This window comes from Corynebacterium sp. MSK032, from assembly GCF_030232065.1.
GTDB classification, from domain to species: Bacteria; Actinomycetota; Actinomycetes; order Mycobacteriales; family Mycobacteriaceae; genus Corynebacterium; species Corynebacterium jeikeium_D.
Genome location: NZ_JASPJR010000010.1, coordinates 1 through 23,443, shown reverse-complemented (window position 1 = coordinate 23,443; position 23,443 = coordinate 1). Strand labels below are relative to the sequence as shown.

The 23,443-nt window shown below is 60.9% G+C and carries 18 protein-coding genes and 5 tRNA genes; 15 read left to right on the top strand and 8 right to left on the bottom strand.

The window, feature by feature from the left end; all coding sequences use genetic code 11:
* The first annotated feature begins 5 nt into the window (after window positions 1-5).
* Entirely contained in the window at window positions 6-1,202 is a 1,197-nt protein-coding gene (locus QP995_RS06975; RefSeq protein ID WP_284853054.1) for a hypothetical protein, read from the top strand.
* Window positions 1,203-1,376: 174 nt separating this feature from the next.
* Window positions 1,377-2,507, top strand: a complete 1,131-nt coding sequence (locus QP995_RS06970) for a PDDEXK family nuclease (RefSeq protein WP_049172470.1) — start codon at window positions 1,377-1,379, stop codon at window positions 2,505-2,507.
* A 414-nt stretch (window positions 2,508-2,921) separates the two neighbouring features.
* Here QP995_RS06970 and QP995_RS06965 read toward each other — a convergent pair whose 3' ends face one another.
* The 3 genes from QP995_RS06965 to wzm form a co-directional block, all read right to left on the bottom strand.
* Entirely contained in the window at window positions 2,922-4,028 is a 1,107-nt protein-coding gene (locus QP995_RS06965) for a glycosyltransferase (RefSeq protein ID WP_049193884.1), read from the bottom strand.
* A 166-nt stretch (window positions 4,029-4,194) separates the two neighbouring features.
* Window positions 4,195-4,977, bottom strand: coding sequence for a galactan export ABC transporter ATP-binding subunit Wzt/RfbE (gene wzt / locus QP995_RS06960; protein WP_005510871.1), 783 nt, complete (start codon window positions 4,975-4,977; stop codon window positions 4,195-4,197).
* 46 nt (window positions 4,978-5,023) lie between these two features.
* Complete coding sequence (gene wzm / locus QP995_RS06955; protein ID WP_432758719.1) at window positions 5,024-5,884, bottom strand: galactan export ABC transporter permease subunit Wzm/RfbD; 861 nt, start codon at window positions 5,882-5,884, stop codon at window positions 5,024-5,026.
* 579 nt (window positions 5,885-6,463) lie between these two features.
* On the opposite strand from wzm, the gene QP995_RS06950 reads away from it, so the two are divergent.
* Window positions 6,464-7,732, top strand: a complete 1,269-nt coding sequence (locus QP995_RS06950) for an aminotransferase class V-fold PLP-dependent enzyme (protein ID WP_070547052.1) — start codon at window positions 6,464-6,466, stop codon at window positions 7,730-7,732.
* 16 nt (window positions 7,733-7,748) lie between these two features.
* On the opposite strand, the gene QP995_RS06945 is transcribed toward QP995_RS06950, so the two are convergent.
* A complete protein-coding gene (locus QP995_RS06945) occupies window positions 7,749-8,717 on the bottom strand; it encodes an NAD(P)H-quinone oxidoreductase (protein WP_070547054.1) in 969 nt (322 codons plus the stop codon).
* Window positions 8,718-8,915: 198 nt separating this feature from the next.
* Between QP995_RS06945 and QP995_RS06940 the strand changes: the two genes are divergently transcribed.
* The 3 genes from QP995_RS06940 to QP995_RS06930 all read left to right on the top strand — a co-directional run bounded on the left by QP995_RS06940 (window position 8,916) and on the right by QP995_RS06930 (window position 11,111).
* A tRNA-Ser gene (locus QP995_RS06940) sits at window positions 8,916-9,000 on the top strand.
* A gap of 439 nt (window positions 9,001-9,439) precedes the next feature.
* Window positions 9,440-10,225: a hypothetical protein gene (locus tag QP995_RS06935; protein WP_284853053.1), complete on the top strand. Its 786-nt coding sequence runs from the start codon at window positions 9,440-9,442 to the stop codon at window positions 10,223-10,225.
* Window positions 10,218-11,111 (top strand): hypothetical protein, encoded by an 894-nt coding sequence (locus QP995_RS06930; RefSeq protein ID WP_101688002.1) that lies wholly within the window; start codon window positions 10,218-10,220, stop codon window positions 11,109-11,111. The genes QP995_RS06935 and QP995_RS06930 overlap by 8 nt, the downstream gene beginning before the upstream one ends.
* A 14-nt stretch (window positions 11,112-11,125) precedes the next feature.
* On the opposite strand, the gene QP995_RS06925 is transcribed toward QP995_RS06930, so the two are convergent.
* Entirely contained in the window at window positions 11,126-12,265 is a 1,140-nt protein-coding gene (locus QP995_RS06925; protein WP_284853052.1) for a histidinol-phosphate transaminase, read from the bottom strand.
* A 211-nt stretch (window positions 12,266-12,476) separates the two neighbouring features.
* Here QP995_RS06925 and QP995_RS06920 point away from each other — a divergent pair.
* From QP995_RS06920 to QP995_RS06900, 5 genes are all read left to right on the top strand, one after another.
* Window positions 12,477-12,568: transfer RNA gene (locus QP995_RS06920), tRNA-Ser, on the top strand.
* A gap of 3 nt (window positions 12,569-12,571) precedes the next feature.
* Window positions 12,572-12,647 (top strand) — tRNA-Arg (locus QP995_RS06915).
* 583 nt (window positions 12,648-13,230) lie between these two features.
* On the top strand, window positions 13,231-16,902 hold the full coding sequence (locus QP995_RS06910; protein WP_284853051.1) for a phosphoribosylformylglycinamidine synthase: 3,672 nt from the start codon (window positions 13,231-13,233) through the stop codon (window positions 16,900-16,902).
* 232 nt (window positions 16,903-17,134) lie between these two features.
* Window positions 17,135-17,207 (top strand) — tRNA-Arg (locus QP995_RS06905).
* A 346-nt stretch (window positions 17,208-17,553) separates the two neighbouring features.
* A complete protein-coding gene (locus tag QP995_RS06900) occupies window positions 17,554-18,543 on the top strand; it encodes an LLM class flavin-dependent oxidoreductase (RefSeq protein WP_070601690.1) in 990 nt (329 codons plus the stop codon).
* Window positions 18,544-18,590: 47 nt separating this feature from the next.
* Here QP995_RS06900 and QP995_RS06895 read toward each other — a convergent pair whose 3' ends face one another.
* Window positions 18,591-19,439, bottom strand: coding sequence for a CoA transferase (locus QP995_RS06895; protein ID WP_284853050.1), 849 nt, complete (start codon window positions 19,437-19,439; stop codon window positions 18,591-18,593).
* A gap of 9 nt (window positions 19,440-19,448) precedes the next feature.
* Window positions 19,449-20,474, bottom strand: coding sequence for a prephenate dehydrogenase (locus QP995_RS06890; RefSeq protein ID WP_070546596.1), 1,026 nt, complete (start codon window positions 20,472-20,474; stop codon window positions 19,449-19,451).
* A 38-nt stretch (window positions 20,475-20,512) separates the two neighbouring features.
* Between QP995_RS06890 and QP995_RS06885 the strand changes: the two genes are divergently transcribed.
* The 3 genes from QP995_RS06885 to QP995_RS06875 all read left to right on the top strand — a co-directional run bounded on the left by QP995_RS06885 (window position 20,513) and on the right by QP995_RS06875 (window position 21,914).
* Window positions 20,513-21,070: a tRNA adenosine deaminase-associated protein gene (locus QP995_RS06885; RefSeq protein ID WP_070429199.1), complete on the top strand. Its 558-nt coding sequence runs from the start codon at window positions 20,513-20,515 to the stop codon at window positions 21,068-21,070.
* Complete coding sequence (gene tadA / locus QP995_RS06880; protein ID WP_255456343.1) at window positions 21,060-21,590, top strand: tRNA adenosine(34) deaminase TadA; 531 nt, start codon at window positions 21,060-21,062, stop codon at window positions 21,588-21,590. The genes QP995_RS06885 and tadA overlap by 11 nt, the downstream gene beginning before the upstream one ends.
* A gap of 135 nt (window positions 21,591-21,725) precedes the next feature.
* Window positions 21,726-21,914, top strand: coding sequence for a CsbD family protein (locus QP995_RS06875; protein WP_016421846.1), 189 nt, complete (start codon window positions 21,726-21,728; stop codon window positions 21,912-21,914).
* A 108-nt stretch (window positions 21,915-22,022) separates the two neighbouring features.
* Here QP995_RS06875 and QP995_RS06870 read toward each other — a convergent pair whose 3' ends face one another.
* Window positions 22,023-23,003, bottom strand: coding sequence for a diaminopimelate dehydrogenase (locus QP995_RS06870; protein WP_016421847.1), 981 nt, complete (start codon window positions 23,001-23,003; stop codon window positions 22,023-22,025).
* A gap of 233 nt (window positions 23,004-23,236) precedes the next feature.
* Here QP995_RS06870 and QP995_RS06865 point away from each other — a divergent pair.
* A tRNA-Ser gene (locus tag QP995_RS06865) sits at window positions 23,237-23,327 on the top strand.
* Window positions 23,328-23,443 lie beyond the last annotated feature (116 nt).

Here is a 23,443-nt window from a genome sequence, read left to right as displayed (position 1 = left end):
CAATCATGACCACGCACACACCCACGCCTTCGACTAGCTCAGGTGACAAAACCCGCAAACAGCTCATCACCATCTTGGTGCTGCTGGTGTTGATTATCCTGTTGCTGGCTCTGTTCCTTTTCCTCCAGGTTTCTGGGGATCGAGGTGGCGATTCGGCGGCTGCTGAGGGCAGTGTGTCGTCGTCAAGCGAAAATGGCGATGCGCAGGTGCAGGCGCAGGCGGAGAAGGCCGTCGTTGTGTACAAGCAGGTGCTGGCGAACCCGGCGCCACTGCAGACTTTTGTCGGAGAAGTTAGTCCTGGTGGGGCGATGAAATATGCGCTCGTGCATCTTGATGATGGGTGCGTGCCCGAGCTGGTGTTGAACTATGGCACAAGTGCGATGAGCGCCGAAATTGATGCGATTGGTGTCTACGGCGTTGACGAAAATGGTCAGGAAATTCAGTTTCAGAATTCCTACCATGACGGCGTGACTTCTGTGGGCGGTGTACGTCGCGCTCTTCAGCGAGCTACTGGTCAGCCGGGTATGTTCTCGTTTTCTGCAGAGAGAGGCGGACGTAATCAGGAAGATTTGCTGGTGACGCGCCAGGGCAATGAGCTGGTGGAAACGCCTGCGAATCCGGGTTCTGGGGAGTTCGAACAGTTTAACTGGATTCCGGCTGACAACCTGGATGTCGTCGAGGCCATTGCTGCTGGTAATGACTGCGCGCCGAGCTCGGGCTCGGGCTCGAATGGCGCTGGCGCTGATGGTGGTAACGGTGGCAACGGTGGCCCGAATCCGACGGCGGGGCGGTCGGCTTCGGGGTCGGGGTCTGGTTCGGGTTCGCAGTCTGGGGCTTCGGATTCTAGTTCGCTGGGGTCGAGCAACGGGACCAGCGGCCAGCAGACCGTAACCGGTACTGTGAAGGTTTTCCAGAATCGAGCCGAGGTTCTCGCTTATCAGCAGCGTGAGGATCCGAACCCCCATCTTGCCGACGATCGACACTTTGCGATTTTGGTTCTCGACCAGCCAACTGAAGTGACAGCAACGCTTGCAGGAAGTAATGAAACTGAGACACGCACTATCGGCCATGTCGTGATTAACCCAAATCGCCACAGCGATGGGGAAAGGGCAACGATTAGCTTCTCAGCTGACGAGAAGTACTGGCCGTCAGACACCGGCATTCCGTTCGGTCTCGCAGTTGAGGACGGCGCCAAGTATTAAGTAAGCGACAGCTGGGTGTCCGCAGCTAGTTATCCACAGCCGCCAAATTGTCCACAGATAAGGGCAATTCGGCGGCTTTTCTTCTGCCAATATTCACGGAGTCGGCCATAAATGAAGGCACTAATTCCAATGTGTGAATTCCTGTAGCCGACCGCGGGGAGTGTGTCCAAACCAATGCCTACCTGGACTTACGATTCCGATGGCCTCATCCATGCGGCTGCGCAGAAGCAAATCAAGCATCCTTGTGAATACGTCAGTGCCACGTCACAGCTGGATAATCTGCACGGCCACGTCGAAAGCACAAATATTCGAGATAGATCCCTGCTCAGACTGGCGCACGGCACCTACATCGAGTGCTCTCGCTGGAATGCGCTGTCAGCATTCGAACGTTTTCAACTGCAGATAAAGGCACTGGTCAAGCCAGGTTCCGGGACAATCATTACGGGCGAAGCAGCCGCTGCGTTGCATGGCATCCCGTTGCTTGTTCGAAATGCCACAATCGCGCTTGCCAATTCCGGCCTGCGCCGACCTGGCGGCGGATTGCGCCATGTCGGTGGCAGAATCCTCGAACAAGACATCGTTCGCATTGGTGGGCGCTGCGTTACAGATGTGCCGAAAACCGTCATCGATATCTGCCGCACCGCCGAGTCCGAAAACGGGCCAATCATCGTTGACACCGCACTGCGACAGTGGTGTGACCTCGAAGAACTGCACACTGTCCTCACAAATTACCCACGTTCGCCGGGTACCCGCCGCGCCCGCGAGCTACTTCGAACTGCCAGCGCACACAGCGAAACCATCGGTGAGTCAATCACAAAGAAATGCATAATCGACTCAGGAATTGCCACGCTTTACGACGAAAAATGCGTGCTCATGCAGCAAGTCGAGTTCTATGACAGTGAAGGATTCATTGGGCGCGTCGATTTTTATGTGCCTCATCTGAATTTGATCATTGAGTTCGATGGGCTGACTAAGTATTCCGGTGGCGGGGTAGCAGCTACGGAGACTGTGCTTCTGAAAGAGCAAGCTCGCGAGAAGCGTCTGCGAAACCTCCACTTAGATGTACTCCGCTTCCAATGGTCACAGGTCATTAATGGGGACTGCGTGGAGGTCTTGCGACAGTTCGCTATTCGGCAGAGGCAGCGCATTCAGGCAGGTGGGTTGGTATTTTCGTCCGGAGTTGGGCGTTTTCGTCAAGCCACTGTCCCGTATAAAGATCGGCAGCTCCGTGAGTCGAGAATCCAGGAGCGTAAGCAGCGTTTGCAGCTTCTGGAGAATGCACCGGCCTCGCGCGACTCAGGCTAAGTTCAGCTGCTGACCTATTGCAATTGTGCTCACCGGACTTGGAACGATTTCGAGCGGACTGGCTCGGATTTCCAGCGACTTATGGCCAACTTTCCGCCACTTGTCGATGACTTTTCAGGACTTATGGCCACGCTGTTGGCCTGGCCCGCGCACTTATCGTAGGACTATTCACTTATGCGCAGGCTGTAGCGCATCGATGAGTGAATACCTCATCGATATGTCAGTGGAGGAGAAGGGAACCAGGGGTTAGGTAACACTTTTGCGCACTGAGCACTCGAAATGCGGACTACACGACCCGGGCGAGATCAAATATGCAGGCCAGCGCCACAGCCTCAGGCCCACCAGCCGCAACGTCTGCGCTCCAGGCCAGTGCCACAGCCCCAGCCCCAATGCCAGCCGCAACGCCAGCCCGAACTACTTCGACTTTGGATCGAAGCGCTCGAAGTTCTCCGCGCGCCCCTGCTTCAGTAGCTTGAACCAGCGGTAGAAGCCGCGGACATCGCGGCGCTGGACCAGGAAGAACCAGCCGAAGCGCAGGAACTCCTGCGGCATGAGCTTGCGCATGCCAGGCTGGCTCATCAGGTAGCCACGGTTGCGGTAGGTGAAGTAGCGCTTGAAGTCATTGGTCGGGTACTGCGTGTGCATTTTGCCGCCGAGAATGGGCACAAATTCACCCGAACCGGAGGGGTGCAGGTAGGCCGTCGTCAAGCATGTGCCGAACCGGAGGCCGGAGCGGACCAGGCGGCGGTGGAATTCGACCTCGTCGCCGCGGATGAATAGGCGGTAGTCGGGAACGCCGAGCTGTTCCAGCGAGCGGGCGCTAAACAGCGCGCCGTTGAACAGGGATGCGATGCCGGGCAGGAGGTCGTGGTTGCCGTCGATGGTTTCGAGGTCGCTAGGCAGTTCGAGCCCGGTCGCAGCCTTCTGATCTGCAAAGTTGGTGAACCATCTCCGCCCCTCAGAGTCGTTCACTGCCGGGAGTTTGGGGTTGATGCCGCTTTCGAAAAGCTCCTCGCGATGACGGCGCCACACCAGCCCGCGGCGCAGGGGGAATGCCAGCTTGTTCGGGGCCTTAATGTCGCAGACCACCGGCGAGACAGCGTCGAGCTGGTGACGTCGCGCGCAGCTGTGCAGCGCCTTCAGCACGTAGGAGTCCTCCGGGCGCCCGTCATCATCGGCGCACCAAATCCACTCCGCGCCCAGCGACAGCGCAGTCAGCATACCCAGTGCGAAACCACCAGCGCCGCCCAGGTTCGTCTTGGAACCGACGTAGTGAATCTCCGGCGCCGATCCGCTTTCCGACGACTGCTGCGCCGCCACCTGCTCGGCGAGTTCCTTGACCTTCGGGTCGTTGCCGTTGTCGACGATGATGAGCCACTTCGGCATGTGGGTCTGGCTGGCAACGATGGGAAGCGATTGGCGCAGGTCCTCGATGCGGTTGTGAGTCACCACGATTGCGGCCGTTGCTGCCTCATCGTGATTTGGGTGGTCAGCCGAGTTTTCGCTCACTTCGTTCTCCATCGGGGACGTACCGTTTATTACTGTTTTTATTGCTGTCTATCTTGCCATGTTGCTCCGGGTGAGCAATTCCAAGCATCCGTGCCGCCCGCCAGCCGCCGGCCGGCTGCCCGCGAGCCGCTCGCTCGGCCACGATGGGGGAACCGCGCCCGGACTCCCGGCGAAGCTGCTACCGTCGCTGCGCGAGCACGCGGCGCACCTGGTCGGCGGCCTCTTTACCTTCGTAGGCTTCGACCACTTCGTCGACAAGCCCTGCCTGTCGAACCGTACCGTGATCAATCCACAGTGCCGTGTCACACAGCTGCGCCAGGAATTCATTCGAGTGCGACGCAAACACCAGCAGACCGGAGCGGTCGACCAATTCGGTCAACTTCGTCCGGGCCTTCGCCATGAATGCGGCGTCGACGGCTCCGATGCCTTCGTCGAGAAGCAGGATCTCCGGCTCAATGGACGTGACCACACCGAGCGCCAAACGCACGCGCATACCGGTGGAGTAAGTGCGCAATGGCATGTGCAGGTAATCGCCGAGTTCGGTGAATTCTGCGATTTCGTCGAGCTTGGATTTCATCTGCTTGCGCGTCTGCCCCAGGAACAGGCCACGGATGATGATGTTTTCCAGGCCGGAGATCTCCGGGTCCATGCCGACACCGAGGTCGAACACCGGCGCCACACGCCCGCGCACATCGGCGGCACCGCGCGTGGGCTCATAGATTCCCGACAGTAGTCGCAGCAGCGTGGACTTACCCGCTCCGTTGTGGCCTACCAAGCCGACGCGGTCGCCCTCGCGCAGATGGATGTTGATGTCCTTCAGCGCCTCAATGACCACGACATTGGAGTCATTGCGGCCAATCGCACCACCCGCGGCGCCGAGGAACGCCTTCTTCATCGACCGCGATTTGGCGTCGAAAATGGGGAAGTCAACGCACGCGTTGTAAGTATCAATGCTGACCATGCTTATCCCTTGCTAGTTCTATTCGCTTTACGACGGCCTTTGCGGCCTAAACCCAGTAGCTCACGCGGGAGCGCCACAGGCGCATGGCCCCGAGTGCCAGCAACAGGCCAACTGCGGTGCAGGCGAGGACGATCCACCAGTGGTAGGTATCCACCGGCTGGCCGGTCAGTGGGGCGCGGATGATTTCCAGGTAGTGGAACAGGGGATTGATCTCTGCGATGCGTGCGCGTTCGGCGACGGCACCGCCCTGTTCCTCCAGTGTCTTGGTGGTCCACACAATCGGAGTCATGTAAAACACCAGCTGAATTAGGGAATCCAGCAGTGGTGCCACGTCGCGGTAGCGCGTAGCGATGATGCCGAAGAACATCGTCACCCACACACCGTTGACCACCAGCAGTGCCATCGCTGGGATGACTAGGAAGAAGTTCCAGCCCAAATCTGGACGGAAGACCAGCACGAGAATCAGCCAGATCACCATGTTGTGGGCCAGGAAAAGCAACTGACGCCACACCAACCTGTAGACGTGAACACTCAGCGCACTGGGCAGCTGTTTGATGAGGCCTTCGTTTTCAATGAAGACGGTTGCGCCCTCGCGCACGCAGCCGGAGATGAAGCCCCAGATAATCAGACCAACGGTCACGTGCGGCAGGAAGAACGCCAGGTCCTGCTGGAACAGCAGCGAGTACAGCAGGCCGAGAGCCAGGGCCATCGCGCCGGTGGCAATGGTGATCCACAGCGGGCCAAGCGTGGAGCGACGGTACCGCTGCTTGATGTCCTGCCAGCCCAGTTGCAGCCACAGTTCGCGCTGGCCAAAGCCGGTAGCCAAATCCCGCCAGGCAGCGCCCATGGTACGGGAACGCGACTTGAAAGCCGGTGCCTCACCCGTTGCGTCAGTTATGCGCGCAATGTCGCGACGGAGAGTTTCCTCCGTGCGGATAGCGGAGCCATTGCGCACAGTATTGGCCGGCTGGTCGGCTGCAGCTGCGGATTGGCGATCATTTTCTGCGTTAGTCACGTCTCCAAACTACTAGCTAGGGCGGTTTAGATTGAATACCGACGGCACCGGGCGAGCCATTATTCCACGTCGTGACGGCGAACAACCGTCGCGTGGGGTGGTCGTCATTGGTGGTGACGTGGTGCTTCTGAGGCTGTTTCCACGGTTGGTTATGCGACTGGTTATGTGACCCTGGAAAACTTACATACAATCGCCGCTGTAACTGCTTTATGGCATGCAGCTGGTGCATATGGTTCACGCATCGGGAGTGCTTGCGCATGGCTACAGGCAAGAAAAGTTCGGCCAATTTTAAGCAACTGCTAAAAAGGGATAAAGATTATCCTATATGGGGTTGCTCCGATAGAATTGGCTCCAACTAAGATGTGCAATCGATACACGGTTCGGGGCATGGATGCTCGATTCGTGGGTGATTGCACAGTTAACTCTGAAATAGATATCGCAGCTTGAATTCGAAACCGGGAAAGGGTTTTCATGGCCTTCGATGTGCCGACAACCAGGGGTGCTTACTCGTCGCTTTCCGACGGTTGGACATACCTCAATGCGGGTCAACGCACCCAGGTACCCGAGCGTGTCCAGGCTGCGATGATTTCTGCATTTCGCAATGCCCAGAAGTCCCTTCCTGGTGAGACTGGGGCGGGGGCTCATGGCCAGTCGCGCAGCTCGGGCGTTCCCGCTGCAGCGGAGCTAACCGCCAGTGCGCGCCGGGCTTTTGCGGACCTCACTGGCGGCCCGGTCGCCGGTGTGGTGTTGGGATCTTCGCGTGAGGTGCTCATGGAGCAGTTCACGTCCGCAATGAGTCGACGCTTGACGCTCGGCTCTAACCTGGTGATTTCTCGCATTGGTTCGCAAGTTGTACACGCACCACTACGCCGGGCAGCCAATCTCTACGGAGCTCAAGTCCGCATTGCTGAGGCTGACTTGTCCTCGGGTACGTTGCCGTCCTGGCAGTTCGACGAGCTCGTAGACGAGCACACTCGCCTCGTTGTCGTCCCGGCCGCGGATCCGTTCGTTGGCACCATCGCGCCGGTAGCTGACATTTCTCGGCGGGTGCATGAGCACTCCAACGCCTGGGTGTTGGTCGATGCCTCGGATATTGTTGCCTACCGCGACGTGTCGATGAGCAAGCTGGGCGCCGACATCATGCTGGTTGACGCCTCCGTGCTGGGCGGGCCTGAGGTCGCAGCTTTGGTGTTCAGGGATCCCGAGATGTTCGAGCGCATGACGTCGTTAAGCTATGTGCCGAATGCGCGCGGCGTCGAGCGGATTGAGGTTTCCCCGGTGTCGCCGGCACTGCTCGGTGGGGTGTCGGAATCGGTGCTGCACCTGGCATCGCTGGATAGCACGGCGAGGGGGTCGCGTAGGCACCGCATTGAAACCGCGATGCCGCAGGTTTCTCGCTACTTGACGACGTTGTCGGAGCGCCTGATTGCGGCGCTGATGACCCTGCCGCGGGTGTACATCATCGGCATGGATACCGAAGATGATTCTTTCGCGAGTGTGTCGCGGGCACAGCACATTCCGCGTGTTAGCTTCCTCGTCGATGGAGTGTCGGCGAAGGTGGTCGTGGACAGGCTGCTGGATAATGGCCTGGTGACCAGCATTGTTGATGCGTATGAATCACCGCTGTTGGAGGCCATGGGCATCGCTGAGGCTGGAGGTGCCGTGAGAGTCGGCCTCCAGCCGTTCAATACGCCGCACGACATTGACCAGCTCGTGCGCGCAGTTGCCTCGCTCGGTTAACTAGGCGGTCAGCTAACTAGGCGGTCAGCACAATCTTGCCGCTGACCGCGCCACTGTCGAGCAGTTCGTGGGCCTTGGCCGCGTCGCGCATATCCATGACCTCATGAATTTGAGGGGTGACGGTGCCGTCGGCAAGCATTGGCCAAACGGTGTCCTCTGTGGCGTTGACGATGCGAGCCTTGTCGGCTAGATCGCGGTAGCGCAGGCCGGTGGCGGTAATGGAGCCGCGCTTGCTCAGCAGGCGGCCGATGTTGAGCTCGCCCTTTACGCCGCCCTGCATGCCGATGATAACCAGGTGGCCGTCCTTCGCCAGGGCCTTGACGTTTCGGTCGAGGTACTTTGCGCCCATGATGTCCAGAATGACATTGGCGCCGCCCTCAGCTGCGACGATTTCCTCGAAGTCCTCTTCTTTGTAATTGATGAGGATGTCGGCGCCGAGTTCTTTGCACTTAGCCAGCTTCTCCGCTGAACCGGCTGTGACTGCGACGCGAGCGCCGAGCCGCTTGGCCATCTGAATAGCGAAAGTGCCGATGCCGCCCGCGCCACCGTGAACCAGTAGTAGATCGCCTTCCTTTAGGCCAGCAATCATCACGACATTCGAGAACACCGTGCAGGCAACCTCGACGATAGATGCGGCCTCGGTGAAGGAGTAGCCATGTGGCAGTGGGAGAATCTGGCCGGCCGGGACTGCGACCTTTTCGGCGTAAGCGCCACCGGAGAGAAGGCAGCAGACCTCGTCGCCGACTTTCCAGCCCTGAGAGTCGCCCTTGACCTCTTCAATGACACCCGCGCACTCCAGGCCGAGGGTGTCGGTCACGCCTTTCGGTGGCGGGTAGTGGCCAGCGGCCTGCAGCAGGTCAGCGCGGTTTACGCCAGCGGCTTTGACCTTGACCAGCACCTGCCCATCCTCGAGAGTCGGTTCCGGAGCATCGGCCCATTCCAGGGCGCGGGGGTTGGAAAGATCAGTCTGAATGATTGCCTTCATAGTCTTCAAAGGTAATGCAAAAACTGGTTATGCACGCGGTATTTCAAGCTCTTTTGCAATTAGCAAAAATAGTTATGTCTGTAGAGGTGGATGCTTGGGGTGTGGTTTGGGATGAGAAGGCTAGCGAAAGGTGCTGGCAAGGGGTGTTATGAGGGCGTTTGCTGCCTCACGGCGGTATGCGGTTATGATGTTGTCGTTGGAAGTATGGCAGAGCGGCCGAATGCACTGGTCTTGAAAACCAGCGAGGGTCACACCTCCGGGGGTTCAAATCCCCCTGCTTCCGCAGACAGAAGCCCTCGGTAGTTGTTCTACTGGGGGTTTCTTCATTTGTCTTCAAAATTGGCGTATGTGGTGGGGTCAGCGACGGATAGTCGGACCGTACGTAACCGCGGTATTGCGCGCATTGCTGCATTCTCTCCGGCCGCAGGTATGACATGCGCGGACATGTGCGGGATTCGGCAGTATCGCACATGCTCAGGAACTGGTGGTCAATGACACCATCGCCAAGGGGGCGCCGACGCGATTGCCGACGGTTCGTTGAATACAGGAACTGAAATCCACTTCAACCCGGGGCACTCGGTGGAAAAGCTGCATGGCATGGAACCGAAACCGTTGTGGCCTGAAACAATACGGGCAATTTGCCAAAACCGGTAAGCTCGGTCTTGCTGTAATACAAACTCAGCGTCATACTGGCGGACGGTATTGAGGGAAAAGGTCGAACAATGGCAACGAATCGGAGCAACCACTCGGACGACTCGTTCGGTGAGTGGAGCATAAATCCGGACGCGTCAGATGATCAGCCCTCTGCAGATACGCCGGCAAATGCGTGGAGCGCTGTGGATGGGACACAGTGGGAGCAGCCTGAGGGGCAAACGCAGGACCATCAGACCCAGCAGCCGCCCCAGAACCAGCAAACCCAGTATCTGCAGCAGCAGTATCCACAGTCCCAGCAGCCTGAACCATACCGCCCTGCCCCCTATGTTCCAGGTCCGCAAGCTGGTCCGGCTGCTGCGCCGCGCAATGACAACAAGGGGCTGACCATCGCGGTTATTGTCCTGGCACTCGTTGCGGTCGCTCTCTTCGTCGGCGCAATGGCTTTCTTCTACTTCTCCGATTCGAAGGGAGTGAATTCGGCTGGCAGCAACTCGTCCCAGTCGGTTCAGTCCGCTAGTGCTGAGGGTTCCTCCACCTCGTCGACCGCTGAGCAGAAGCGTCGCGCTGAAGGGTTCCAGCCGCCATCGAACTGGCGTCACTGCTCCGGCTCGGGCGATCCGGGTGATTTGAACTTGGTATATGCAGAAGATGTCGGCGGTAACACGACGACCTGTCAGTTTGCCACCAACGTCCGCAATTCCTTCGTTGAGCAGTACCAACTTACGAAGAAGCTTAACGGTACTGTCACCGCTAGCAGCCCAACAACAGGCAAGACATACAGCATGACCTGCCGCGATAACGGTGAGGTTGTCACTTGTACCGGCGGTACGAATGCGACGGTGCACATTGTCTAAACGTCTCCGAGTAGCTCTGGCCGCAACCGCCGTCGTCACGCTCGGCCTTAGCGCCTGCACCATTGGCACCGATTCGGCGGACATGCCGTCGCCGACGCTGTCCAATCCGCTTGACGACGGCCCCGGCGGCGCATCCTCCGACGGGAAAGTTGTGCCCGGTGAGATGCCTCGCGAAGTTGTCGAGGCCGTGAAATCCGCGCAAAAGGAACTCGGTGGTTTGGCCGGCGCCGCTCTGGCAACGCCGGATAAGGATTCCGAAGTGGTTGCCACAGGTGACTTCAAAACGGGTCCGGCCTGGTCGACCTCCAAGGTGCCGATTGCGGTGGCTTATGTGCGCCAATCGGGCGTGGATTCCCTGGTCGAAGCCGCAATCACGGTTTCCGATAACGATGCGGCTGAGTCCATGTGGTACTCCCTGGGCGATGACGCGACCGCGGGCGCGACCACCGACGAGATTCTCCGAGAGGGCCACGACACCCGCACCGTCATGGGCACTGACCGCATCCGTGCGGAATACACCGTCTTCGGGCAGACGCAGTGGGATTTGCGCGACCAGGCTATTTTCGGCGCCAATTTGCAGTGCATCGAGGCGGGCCCAAAGGTCGCTGACCTCATGGGACAGATTGCCGACGAGCAGTCCTACGGCCTCGGACGCATCCGCGGCGCCCACTTCAAGGGCGGTTGGGGCCCAGATGATGAAGGCGTCTACCTTGTGCGGCAGTTCGGCTATCTGCCGGGCAAGAAGCCGGGCACCTTCGTTGGTGTAGCTATCGCAGCCCAGCCTGACGACGGCACCTATGAGACCGGCCAGCAAATGCTTGACCGCATCGCCAAGGCGATTGAGCGCAGCGGTGGCGCGACCACCGGCCGTGCCGGTAGCTGCTAGCTGAGCGATAGCTGTTAGCGCTCGATACCGAGCGCAGCTAGCAGCTGCGAGGTCTCTTCCTCAGTAGTGATGGTGATACGAGCACCTTCGCCGGCAAAGCAGCGGATGAGAATGTTGCGCTGCGCCAGGAAGTCACCGAGATCCGTGGTGGTGGCCACCGAGACGTCGTCAAGCAAAGAGAGATCCGCAATCCGACCCTCGTCAATCCAAATGAAGTTGGCCTGCGAATTCGGCAGCACCGTCTCGCGGCCGGTGGCGGCGTTGATGGCCTCGGTGACGGCGACGCGCTGTGCGCGGACCTCAGCAATGCGGGCGGTGAGCTCTTCCTGTGCGTCGAGCGAGGTGAGCGCGGCAATCTGCGCGAGAGTGTTTATGGAGAAGGGGATAGCGACCTTATTCACGGCCTCCACAAGCTTCTCCGGGCCGAACATGTAGCCCACGCGGAGCCCGGCCAAACCGTAGACCTTGGAGAATGTGCGCAAACCGACCAGGTTGGGGTAGGTATCCAGCAGCTCATGCGCCAACGGGGTAGCGGCATGAGTGGCCTCGTCCACCAGCTCGATGTACGCCTCGTCGAGAGCGACCACAACATCGCCCGGAACCTGCGCCATAAACTCCGCGAAAGCCGCGAGAGTGATGGTCGTGCCCGTCGGGTTATTGGGATTACAGACGAAAACCAGGCGTGTGCGGCCGGTGATAGCGGCAGCCATTGCCGAAAGATCATTGCGACCCTGCGCATCCAGCGGCACCGGCACCGGAGTAGCCCCGGCGACGCGAGCGAGAATGGGGTAGGCCTCGAAGCTGCGCCACGGGAACACGACCTCATCCCCATCCGCACAGGTGGCCTGTACGAGCTGCAGGCACAGAGCGGAGGAGCCGCAGCCGACCGCGACCTGCTCCATGGGCAGACCCAGGTGCTCGCCGAGCTTAATGCGCAGGTCAACCGCGCCCATGTCCGGGTAGCGGTTCGGGCTGGTGGTTGGGTCAGCGATGGTCTGCGAGATGGCCTCCACCACCGAGGGCAGTGGCGGTTGAGTCATTTCATTGGACGCGATCTTCAGCGCGCCGGGCACAGCCTTGCCCGGGACATAGGCCGGAACCTGCTCGAGGTCGGCGCGGGTTTTGGGCTGAACTGAAGATGCATCGTTGGTCATAGGCCTAACTGTAGAACATGGCCCGGATTGGGCAGTACAGAATCCCCGCAAAATCCCAAGGTGTGGTCGCTATTTGTGGCGCCGTATTTGGTGGCTCCGCGGGTGTTTTGCTTTTCAATTCTTGTGTTCTGTAGGATTGGCTGCGGTTATTTGGTCTCGTCCACGCAATGGCGAACAGCTTTGCTGAAGCGGGATCGATGCCAGTGGTTTTGGAGGCGTGCCAGAGCGGCCGAATGGGGCTCCCTGCTAAGGAGTTGCCTGTCTTGCGACGGGCCGGAGGTTCGAATCCTCTCGCCTCCGCCACACGCGCCCGTAGCTCAACGGATAGAGCATCTGACTACGGATCAGAAGGTTAGGGGTTCGAATCCCTTCGGGCGCACCATGTAGACCCGCACCGTGGAGGTGCGGGTCTTTTTGTTTTATTACCTGGCAGTGCAGCGCGAGCCGGGGCATTGCGGGGCGGGGCAGCGCGGTCCTTCACTTGTGGCCAGGGTTCGGTCACTTATCGATGGTTTCTCGTGGCCTGTCGATGGTTTTGCGCCACTTATGCGCGCGCTGTGGGTGCTACGTGTGCACTTGTCGATGCGCTGTTCACTTGTGGCCAGGCTATAGCGAATCGATAGGTGAACTATGCATCGATAAGACAACGAACCAGCTCCCTTGCTTCAACAACGCGCAGCAACAGGTAGCAAAGCGCAGCAACAGGCACCAACCCGGACCTGCCGACCGACTCGCCACCTCCTTGAGCAGCCACGGCCGTACCTCCAACACCCCCGCGCAGCCTTTGCCCGGCTGAATCCGATTAGCCTGGCCTTGTACTTGGTCAATCGGGGCCTCCGCCCCGCGACGCTTCCGCCCCGCGCCGCCCCGCGCCGCCTCGCGCACCGGGGGACATTTTCCTATCCTGAACAGTTGCAATAGACTTAGACCCCGGTTGCCCTCCCCGTATTTCGATAGGAGCCTTGATGGACGCCCGTCTAGCCGTTCGCCGTAAGCCCGAGTTCCGCAATGAGGAAGCTACGCTGCTGTCCTCGATCGGCCAGGACGGCGAGGTGGCAATCTACTATCTCTACGATGCTTTCGATGCGACGGAGGAGGATCTTGTCGCGCTGCGTGAGTCGGTAGTTGCTGATTCGCGTGTCGACGAGCTGGTCGAGCTCCCGGCCCCCGCCGAGCTGGGGAACTACCTTGCTGTCGAGCCGCTTCCTGGCCAGTACGACCAGCGTGCCGATGCCGCCGAGCAGGCCCTGCGCCTGCTCCGCCCGGAAACGCAGGCGCAGATCACCTCGGCAACGCTGTATGTTTTCGATGCTCCGGTGAATGACGCCGTGCGCTCCTTCCTCATCAACCCGGTCGAATCGGGGGAGAAGAACCTGAGCGTCCTGCGCCGTCCGAGCATGGGCGAGATTGAGCCGCTGAAGGAGTACCCGGGCTTCACCGAGCTGGATGACGAAGGCCTGGCCGAGCTGCTCGCAGCCGACGGCATGGCCATGTCGCTGGCCGATCTGAAGACCATCCAGGACTACTTCCGCTCCGAGGGCCGCGCTCCGACCGAGGTGGAGCTGTCCGCGCTGGATACCTACTGGTCAGACCACTGTCGCCACACCACCTTCAACACCGAGCTGACCTCCATCGAGAACAACGAGCCGCGCTTTGCCGCGCAGTTGGATCGCGCGCTGCGTCGCTACGACGAGCTGCGTGAACTCAACGGCCGCACTCACAAGCCACGCACCCTGATGGACATGGGCACCATCATGGGCCGCGAACTGCGTCGCACGGGCGTGATGGATGACCAGGAAGTTTCCGAGGAAATCAACGCCTGCTCCGTCTACGTCGACGTCGAGGGCGATGACCGCAAGTGGCTGCTCATGTTCAAGAACGAGACCCACAACCACCCGACCGAAATCGAGCCGTTCGGTGGCGCCTCCACCTGTCTCGGCGGCGCAATCCGTGACCCGCTGTCAGGCCGTTCCTGGGTCTACCAGGCCATGCGTCTGTCCGGCGCAGGTGACATCAACACTCCGCGCGAGCAGACCCTCGAGGGCAAGCTGCCGCAGCGCGATATCTCCTCTCGTGCCGCAGCCGGCTACTCCTCCTACGGAAACCAGATCGGTCTGGCCACCACTGGTGTGCGCGAGCTGGTCCACCCGGGATACGTCGCTAAGCGAATGGAACTCGGTGCCGTCGTCGCCGCTGCCCCGGCAGACAACGTCAAGCGCCTCGAACCTGCGCCGGGCGATGTGGTGATCATGCTCGGTGGCCGCACCGGCCGTGACGGCGTCGGCGGTGCGACCGGCTCGTCGAAGGCCCACGATGAGGACTCGCTGGGCCGCTCCGGCGCCGAGGTGCAGAAGGGTAACCCGGTCAACGAGCGCAAGATTCAGCGCCTGTTCCGCCGCGAGGACGTCGCCACCAAGATTGTCCGCTGTAATGACTTCGGCGCTGGTGGCGTATCCGTCGCGGTCGGTGAGCTGGCTGACTCCATCGACATTCACCTCGAGCGCGTGCCGCTGAAGTACGCCGGTCTGAATGCCCGCGAAATCGCGATTTCCGAGTCCCAGGAGCGCATGGCGCTGGTCGTGCGCCCGGAGGACGCCGACTTCATCATCGCCGCCGCTGCTGAAGAGAACATCGAGGCCGTCGCGCTGGCCGACATCACCGATACCGGTCGACTGCGCATGTTCATGGGCGACGAGGTTGTCTTCGACCTCTCCCGTGAGTTCATCGACACCAACGGCGCCGACCGCGCCCAGAACGTCGAAATGGTTGCTGCGGAGGGCGGCGTCGTAAAGCAGGCACCGGCGAGCGTGCTGGAGTCGCTGCGTGCGGCGACGGCGGGCTCCCAGGAGGGCATGATCGAGCAGTTCGACTCGACCGTCGGCCGCTCCACCGTGCTCATGCCGTACGGCGGTGCGACGCAGAAGACCGACGAGCAGGCGTCGATCCAGACGCTGCCGGTCGATGGCGGCACGAGCACCGCGTCCATCATGACCTGGGGTTACTCGCCATCGCTTGCCGACGAGTCCCCGTACCTCATGGGTTCCTACTCCGTCGTGGAGGCACTAGCTAAGCTCGCAGCGGCCGGTGGCAATCCGCGCGGTGCCTGGCTGAGTGTGCAGGAGTACTTCCAGCGCCTGGACCAGGATCCGCAGCGGTGGGGCGAGGTTGCGCAGGCTCTGCTCGGCCTGCTCGAGGCTCAGGACGGCTTCCAGGTTGCGGCCATTGGCGGTAAGGACTCCATGTCCGGCACCTACGGCGAGGACCTGCACGTGCCGGCGACCCTGGTGACCTTCGCAGTTGCCGCGATGGACGAGACCGACGCCGTATCCGCTGCAATCCCGGCCGGAAACTTCGACCTCTACCTGTTTGCGCACAAGCCGCTCGAGTCCGGGGAACCGAACTACGAGCAGCTCAATGAACTGTTTGCTGCTGTGCGCGAGCTGCGTCCGGCTGCTGCTTCGGCTGTGACCAACGCGGATCTGGCCGCGACTCTGGTCAACATGGCTGTGGGCAATGGCGTGGGCCTGGAGGCATCCCTTCCGGAGGCTCCGCTGGGTTCCATCGTTGTGGCTGTTCCAGCTGGTCAGGCTGTTGAGGGTGCTGTTGAGGGGGCCATTGTGGGGGCCGTGAAGATTGGTGCCACCGACGAGTCGGGTACCTTGCGCTTCGGTGCGGAGTCCTTCACGGTCGCTGAGGCTCTGGAAGCGATGGAGTCCGGTTACCGTGACGTCTTCCCGCTCAATGACTACGAGGGCGAAGCCCTGCCGGAGTTCGCTAACCAGGTCAACGAGACCAAGACCGACCTGCAGAGCCCGGGCAAGAAGGATGTCCACGTGTTGCTGCCAGTCTTTCCTGGTACCAACTCCGAGTACGACATGGCCGAGGCATTCGTCGCGGCTGGCGCTACCTACGAGTTCCACGTAATCCGCAACCTGACCCCGGCAATGCTGGCGGAGGACACGAAGGCGTTCATCGAGAAGCTTCAGGACTCCGACATCCTGGCATTCTCCGGTGGCTTCTCCCTGGGTGATGAGCCGGACGGATCCGCCAAGTTCATCGCCGCGTTCCTGCGTTCCGACGATGTCGCAGCCGCCGTCAAGGAGTTCGTGGCCGACAACGGTCTTGTGCTCGGTATTTGTAACGGTTTCCAGGCGCTGGTCAAGTCCGGCTTCCTGCCGTACGGCGACCCTGCGCAGCTCCGCGAGGACTCGCCGACCCTGGCCCACAACCGCCAGCTGCGTCACGTGTCCCGCATCGCCACCACTCGCGTCGCGACCGTGAATTCCCCGTGGCTGCGCGGTTTCGAGCCAGGTCAGACCCACCTCATGCCGGTTTCTCACGGTGAGGGCCGTTTCGTGGTTTCCGAGGACGAGGCCCGCCGCCTGTTCGAGGCCGGTCAGGTCGCTTTCCAGTACGTCGATGCTGACGGCGATGCCGAGGGCGTGCCGACGATGACAGCGCCAGCCAACCCGAACGGTTCTTCCTACGCCATTGAGGGCATTGTCAGTGCTGACGGCAGGATTCTGGGCAAGATGGGTCACCCTGAGCGTTTCCGCGAGGGCTTGATGCGCAACATTCCGGGTATTGGTGAGCAGGACATCTTTGGCAACGCTGTCCGCTGGGTCCGCGGCGAGTAGTTCCTCGGTTTCTTCGTTACCTCGGTCAGGGGTACCTCGGTCGGTCCTGTTCGGATAGGCCGGGGTAACCGCTACGAAACCTGTTGTTAATGTGCAACGAATATGTACTTGAATAAGTGCCGAAAAGGTTGCTTGAACAGGCGATTTTGTAAAACTTAGCAGGATGAGTAAAGTATCTATTCGTTGCAGGGGCCGAGGGGATTACCCCAGAGTCGCTGAATAACAACAAAATGCGCCCGTAGCTCAACGGATAGAGCATCTGACTACGGATCAGAAGGTTAGGGGTTCGAATCCCTTCGGGCGCACAATGCAGACCCGCGCCGATAAGGTGCGGGTCTTTTTGTCTGCCTGACTTATCGATGGTTTTCCGGTACTTATGGGCGCGGTATTGGCTCTGCCTGCGCTCATATCGATGAGCTATTCACTTGTGGCCAGGCTATAGCTCATCGATATGTGAATACCTCATCGATGAGTGAATACCACCCATGAGCCACCCACGCCCGCAAGCCGCCCACGATCCCCCCACGAGCCACCCATGAGCCACCCACGAGCCACCCGCACCCGAATCCCCAAAACCCCAAACCCCAGCGCCTCAATATTCGAAGCATCTCAAACTCGCAATATCCGACTAACGGTCTAGACTGTGGAACCATGATTCGTACTGAGTCCATTCTTGACCTCGCTACCGTAGCCTCGGGGCAGTCCCACGCCGACGCCCTACAGGGCTCCATCGATTTGGCGCAGACAGCGGAAAAGGCTGGTTATCAGCGTATTTGGTACGCAGAGCACCACAATATGAACTCCATCGCGTCCTCGTCGCCGGCAGTTCTTATCGCAGCCGTGGCTGCAAAAACCGAGAGCATCACCCTCGGCTCCGGCGGCGTCATGCTGCCGAATCATGCACCGCTGACGGTCGCGGAACAGTTCGGCACGCTCGCGAATCTGTACCCGGATCGCATCGAGCTGGGGCTTGGTCGCGCCCCGGGCACGGACCAGGCCACTATGCGCGCCCTGCGGCGTGACCCGCGTTCGTCCGATTCCTTCCCGCAGGATGTGCAGGAGCTGCGCGGTTACCTCTCCGACGAGTCGCTGATCAAGGGCATCAACGCGATTCCGGGCCGCGGCACCCATGTGCCGCTGTACATCCTGGGCTCTTCGCTCTTTGGTGCCCAGCTCGCAGCGGCGCTCGGCTTGCCGTACGCATTTGCTTCGCACTTCGCTCCGGACGCGCTTCGCGATGCCATCGCGGTCTACCGCGAGCAGTTCCAGCCCTCTGAGCAGCTGGATAAGCCGTACGCTTTTGCGGCCATGAATGTGATTGCGTCGGAAAGCGAAGAAGACGCACAGCAGCAGTACTTCGCTACCCGCAGGAACATGGTCAGGCGGTTCCTGAGTCGCGGTGGGCATCACCTCACTGACGATGAGGCGGAGATTCTGATGGATACCCCGCAGGGGCGTCAGGTGCAAAATATGTTCCGTCACACGGCGGTCGGCACGGTGGCGCAGGTGCGTGAGCAGATTGCGCAGTTCGGTGAGTACTCGACGGCGGATGAGCTGATTGTGGCTCATCAATCGCTGAAGGTTCCTGACCGGCTGCGTTCGGTGGAGCTCACCGCAGAGGCCGCGGGGTTGACCGCGTAAGGCTCCAGGCCCCGACCCCAGAGGCGCGCGGCCTTAAACTGACCCGCTTACTTCACTGCAGCCAGCGGCAGCGACTTTTCGCTGGCAAGCTGCATGATTTCGGCGTTGGTGCGCTCGCGGAGGAAATCCGCAAGCTCCTCGCGGTTGCTCGCGCGTGTGGCCTCGGTCAGGGCGGCGGCAAAGTGCGGCTCCAGCGCTGCCACGGCCACGTAGCCGTCGGCGCTGGGGTAGAGGCTGTACGTCCACAGGCCGCCACCGAGTAGTCCGCCGGGCGCCGTCATGCCGTACTTCAGCGGCGCGGCACCGGCCTCACCCGCCTGCTTCAGGCCGATGCGGCAGTGCAGTCCAGGCTGCTTTACGACGTCCGCACCCGCACCCGCCCGCTTAATCAACCCGGCAAGGGCAGCGGTGACCGCAAAGTGTGCACCCAGGATGTCGCCCAACAGCACTGGCGGCATGGCCGGGGGCGTGAGAGTTCCGGCCTCCGCCTGGTAGGTCAGGTCATGGCCAGGTGTTTCTGGAGCTTTGGTATCACCGACAATGTCGATATGCACCGGCCCATTCGGGCGCTCGTGGAGACCCGCCAGCCCCATGCGTTCCAGCGCGGAGGGGCGAACCGAGGTGATGACCACATCGGCCTCATCAATCAGCGAGCTCAGCTGTGCGCGGCCCTCATCGCTCTTCAGATCCGCCTGGATAATCTCGTGACCTGCGGACATAGCTTCATACCAGGGGCGGCCGAAGGAACCGAGCGGGTCGCCTGTGGGTGGTTCGACCTTAATCACCCGGGCGCCTAGCTGGCCCAAGTGCTGAGCGGCCAGTGGTCCCGGAACGTTAATGGCGAAGTTGACGACAGTGATGCCGGCGAGGCTGGTGTGCAGCTCGGGGGAAAACATAGTTCCACACTAGAACACATCTACCTGGCCGCCGACGCTTTCGGCCAACTTCAACTGGTTGATCCAATCGCCCTCTCCGACGCGCAGTCGGAAAATCGGGCGGTGAGCGGGGCGGGCCTCGTAGCGGACACGGGCAATCTGACCGGTTTTGGCCAGGTCCATAGCGGTTCCCTCGGTGGCCAACTGGGTGCGCGCGGCGGTGAGGCGCTCGATGACGTCGTCAAGCGCGGCGAGCACGGGTTCGGTGTTGTTCTCGCACCAGGACATGACCATGTCGGGAGCAGCGGCGGCGACGCGGGTGCAGTCGCGGAAAGAGCCGGCCGCCAGCGAAATGGCCAGAGGACCGCCGGCTTCACCGGCGGCGGCAATTGCGTAGGCTGCCAGGTGTGGCATGTGGGAGATGCGGGCGACGCTAGCATCGTGGTGATTGCTTAGCGCTGGAATGAGCTGACTGCCAAGAGCTGCTCCCAAGTTGGCGACCTGCGAAAAGACCTCAATCCAGCGCTCCGGGACGGGCTCGCCCGCAGCGTCGGCAGCGGCTGCCAGGTCGTAGGTGATGACCCAGGGGGCGCCGTCGAAAAGCCCTTCGAGTGTGGCGGACCAGCCTGCCTGCGCGGACCCCGCCATTGGGTGCGCGCCGACGAAGCGTTCCTCCATCCCGCGAGCGGAGACCTCGGCGGCGACGGCCGCCTTCACGGAGACCACATCCGTGATGCCACAGCTGGGGGCGTGCTCGTTGATGGCGTCGAGCATCGTGCCGACGACTGTCATGGGGGTGCCGATTACGATGAGCGCGCGGCTGGCCTCCGCGCGTTCGAGCGTGGCTTGAAGATCTGTACTGGCGTCGAATCCCTCCTTCGTGGCTTCCTTGACCGTCGCGGACGAGCGATTCCAACCGAAGCATTCGACGTTATGGGCCCGCAGGTCGCGCATCATGGAGCCACCGATGAGGCCCAAACCGAGGATGCATACCGCGGGTAGTTGTGCAGCTGACAGGGAGGACGAAGCAGGGGAGGGGGACTCGAAATTGCTCACCTGACAAGCATGACATACAGCGACTAGCGTTGTGGGTTATGAGCACGACCTTTTCCGGAGGGTACACCTCCGATGACGACCGCTCCTTCGCGGTTGCCGTAACTATGGGGGAGCGCGGTTGGCGCGTCGTCGACCTCGGGGACGACGCCACCGATTCGCTCGCTGACGCCGCACAGGCGCTGCGCAATCTGCGTTCGGAACGCGCTGCTGTCGGAATGCTCAATATCGACGACGACTATTTCATTCTCGTGCGCCAGGGCGTTGGGTCGCTGCGCGTAGCGCTTTCCGACGCTACCGCTGCCGTGACCGATGACATCGCGGCAGATGTGTTCGACGAGCTGGATCTGGATATCCCCGACCTCGACGAGGACGAGCTCGACGATGTCGATGCCTGGGCTGAGGGGGACATGGATATCCTCGCTGACCTGGGCTGTTCGGAGGAAGCCCTGGAGTCCATCTGTGACGATCAGTCGCTGTGGGCGTCCGAGCAGCTTCTGGCCATTGCCGAGGAGTTGGGGTGTGCCGAGGAGCTAGCCGATGTCGCCGACCTGGATTACGACGGCGACGATGACGACTACGACCCCTATGACGACTAACTCTGAGAAAGGTCATTTGCACGAGAGGCCAAGCGCGCTACCCCGTCGAAAACAGGACATTCTCGACGAAGAGTGGATGCGCCTGGCTATTGCCGAAGCTGCTCACACGGCACCCGGGGATGTGCCGGTGGGAGCCGTGGTCGTGGATGCCGAGGGCAAGGTTGTGGGCCGGGGCTCGAACCGTCGGGAAGCTGATGGTGACCCGCTTGCCCACGCCGAAGTCATTGCGTTGCGCGAGGCCACCCGCGCTGTTGGTGACGGTTGGCGGCTGGAGCAGTGCACGTTGGTCGTGACGCTGGAGCCGTGCGTGATGTGCGCCGGCGCGTGCGTCATGGGGCGCGTAGGGCGTGTGGTCTTCGGCGCGTGGTCGCCCAAGACCGGCGCGTGCGGCTCTATCGCCGATGTCATCCGCGATCCCGCCCACGCGTTCACGCCGCAGGTGCGCGGAGGTGTGCTTGCCGACGAATGCTCCGTTTACCTGCGGGAATTCTTCGAACGGCAACGGCAGTTGGAAGCGTGAGCGGGGTCACAGTTAGGTCACAATTCCCGTCGTGGCCGTGACGAGCCTTCATTTTCACGTAACGTCGGAACTAGTGGAGCTGCTAGACGGTGGCTCTAGAGAATAGATAAGTCGTTTACATAGGAGGCTTACATAATGAGCGAGCTGCAGAACAAGGCCGACGAGTTGGGCGGCAAGGTTAAGGAAGCTGCCGGCGACGCCGTTGGCAACGAGGATCTGGCAAACCAGGGCAAGGGCGAGCAGGCTGCTTCGAAGGTCAAGCAGGGTGCTGAGGATCTGAAGGACAAGGCCACTGAGACCCTGGGCAAGCTGACTGACAAGTAAAGCGCTTAGTTCTCGGGTAGAGATAACCCCAACCGTTTCCGCTTCTGATATGCGGAGGTGGTTGGGGTTCTTTGTGTTTCGATGGCCGGCTGCCAGCGTTGGGGCTGGCTACAGCTTCTGGGCCACCAGGTCATCCAGTGGTTCGGCGGACAGTAGGTACGGGGCGATCTCGAAGACGGTACGGGCACCGGTCTCGCCGGCCTGCTTCAGGCGGTAGGCAGCGCGACCGTAGGCAACCTGGACAGCTGCGGTGAAGTCGGGGTTGCGATCCAGGTCGAGGCCGAACTCGATGACGTGACCGGACGTACCGGCCTGGCCGCGGGTAATGACCTGGCCACCGTGCGGCATGCCCTGGTGATCGCGGTCGAACTCCTCCTCGGAGATGAAGTCCACGATGGTCTCGTAAGGGGCAAAGTAATCCGGCATGGTCACGATGGTTTCGCGGATCTGCTCCTTGAGCTTGGCGTCCTCGTCGGCGTTGCCGGTCTCTTCGGCGACGACGAAGCAGTGGCGCAGGTGGCATTCGTTGCCCTTCAGGTCTGCGCCCTCGCCCTTCTTTACGGCCTCGATAGCTTCCGGGTTCGGCTTGGTGTACTGGACACCCTTCTTCACTCCCGGCACACGACGCACGGCATCGGAGTGGCCCTGCGACAGACCCGGTCCCCAGAAGGTCATCTGGTCTGCGCCCGGCAGGATAGCAGCGCCCAGGACGCGGTTCAGGGAGAACAGGCCCGGATCCCAGCCGGTCGAGATCATGGCGATGTTGTCACCTTCGCGGGCGGCGGCGTCCATGGCCGCGCGGTGCTTCGGAATCTCGTGGTGGTTGTCGTAGGTGTCGACCGTCGTAAAGTTCTTTGCCAGCTCAGGGGCCTGCTCCGGGACATCGGTGGCCGAGCCGAGGCACACGAACAGTACGTCTACCTCATCCTTGTACTTTGCGACATCCGCCGCCGGGAGTACGCGGGCCTCAGTGTCCAGCGAATCGCGACGGGAGAAAACGCCGACGAGTTCCATGTCCGGCTGGTCAGCGATGACCTTTTCGACGCTGCGGCCCAAGTTGCCGTAGCCGATGATGGCGGAACGAATCATGAGGGAGAACCCTTTCTGTGTGGCTGTACTTCTGTGTTTAAGTTTCTAGATTTCAAGCTACAGACTATTCCTTCATATCTCAGCGGGCGTTGGCCACCCCGAAGAGCGCGGTGGAGGGTTGACGGGCTTGGGGTGGCGCAGGGTGTAGTGCAGCGAGAGCGGCTTGGCGAAGGCCTGGCTACTCTGACCTGGGGATTTGGTAGATAAAGGGGCTACCTGTAACGTTTTCTAGCGGTGACGTGTCCGAGCGGCCGAAGGTGAAGCACTCGAAATGCTTTGTGCGGTAACCCCGTACCGAGGGTTCAAATCCCTCCGTCACCGCCAATAAAACCCCCGGTGGTTCCTTTAAGTAGGAGCCCCGGGGGGTTAAGTGACAAAAAGTGTGTCCGCTCGGTGTGTCGCCGGGTGGGCCCTTTTTATCTCATGGGCCCTTTCCGGAT

What these genes read in the sequence shown, in the direction of transcription:
- QP995_RS06925 (WP_284853052.1), bottom strand. Translation starts at nt 12,265, where the DNA reads ATGACCAACGATGCATCTTCAGTTCAGCCCAAAACCCGCGCCGACCTC.
- QP995_RS06870 (WP_016421847.1), bottom strand. Translation starts at nt 23,003, where the DNA reads ATGATTCGTTCCGCCATCATCGGCTACGGCAACTTGGGCCGCAGCGTC.
- QP995_RS06900 (WP_070601690.1), top strand. Translation starts at nt 17,554, where the DNA reads ATGATTCGTACTGAGTCCATTCTTGACCTCGCTACCGTAGCCTCGGGG.
- QP995_RS06935 (WP_284853053.1), top strand. Translation starts at nt 9,440, where the DNA reads ATGGCAACGAATCGGAGCAACCACTCGGACGACTCGTTCGGTGAGTGG.
- QP995_RS06875 (WP_016421846.1), top strand. Translation starts at nt 21,726, where the DNA reads ATGAGCGAGCTGCAGAACAAGGCCGACGAGTTGGGCGGCAAGGTTAAG.
- QP995_RS06945 (WP_070547054.1), bottom strand. Translation starts at nt 8,717, where the DNA reads ATGAAGGCAATCATTCAGACTGATCTTTCCAACCCCCGCGCCCTGGAA.
- QP995_RS06910 (WP_284853051.1), top strand. Translation starts at nt 13,231, where the DNA reads ATGGACGCCCGTCTAGCCGTTCGCCGTAAGCCCGAGTTCCGCAATGAG.
- QP995_RS06965 (WP_049193884.1), bottom strand. Translation starts at nt 4,028, where the DNA reads ATGGAGAACGAAGTGAGCGAAAACTCGGCTGACCACCCAAATCACGAT.
- QP995_RS06885 (WP_070429199.1), top strand. Translation starts at nt 20,513, where the DNA reads ATGAGCACGACCTTTTCCGGAGGGTACACCTCCGATGACGACCGCTCC.
- wzt (WP_005510871.1), bottom strand. Translation starts at nt 4,977, where the DNA reads ATGGTCAGCATTGATACTTACAACGCGTGCGTTGACTTCCCCATTTTC.
- QP995_RS06895 (WP_284853050.1), bottom strand. Translation starts at nt 19,439, where the DNA reads ATGTTTTCCCCCGAGCTGCACACCAGCCTCGCCGGCATCACTGTCGTC.
- QP995_RS06970 (WP_049172470.1), top strand. Translation starts at nt 1,377, where the DNA reads ATGCCTACCTGGACTTACGATTCCGATGGCCTCATCCATGCGGCTGCG.
- QP995_RS06950 (WP_070547052.1), top strand. Translation starts at nt 6,464, where the DNA reads ATGGCCTTCGATGTGCCGACAACCAGGGGTGCTTACTCGTCGCTTTCC.
- QP995_RS06975 (WP_284853054.1), top strand. Translation starts at nt 6, where the DNA reads ATGACCACGCACACACCCACGCCTTCGACTAGCTCAGGTGACAAAACC.
- tadA (WP_255456343.1), top strand. Translation starts at nt 21,060, where the DNA reads ATGACGACTAACTCTGAGAAAGGTCATTTGCACGAGAGGCCAAGCGCG.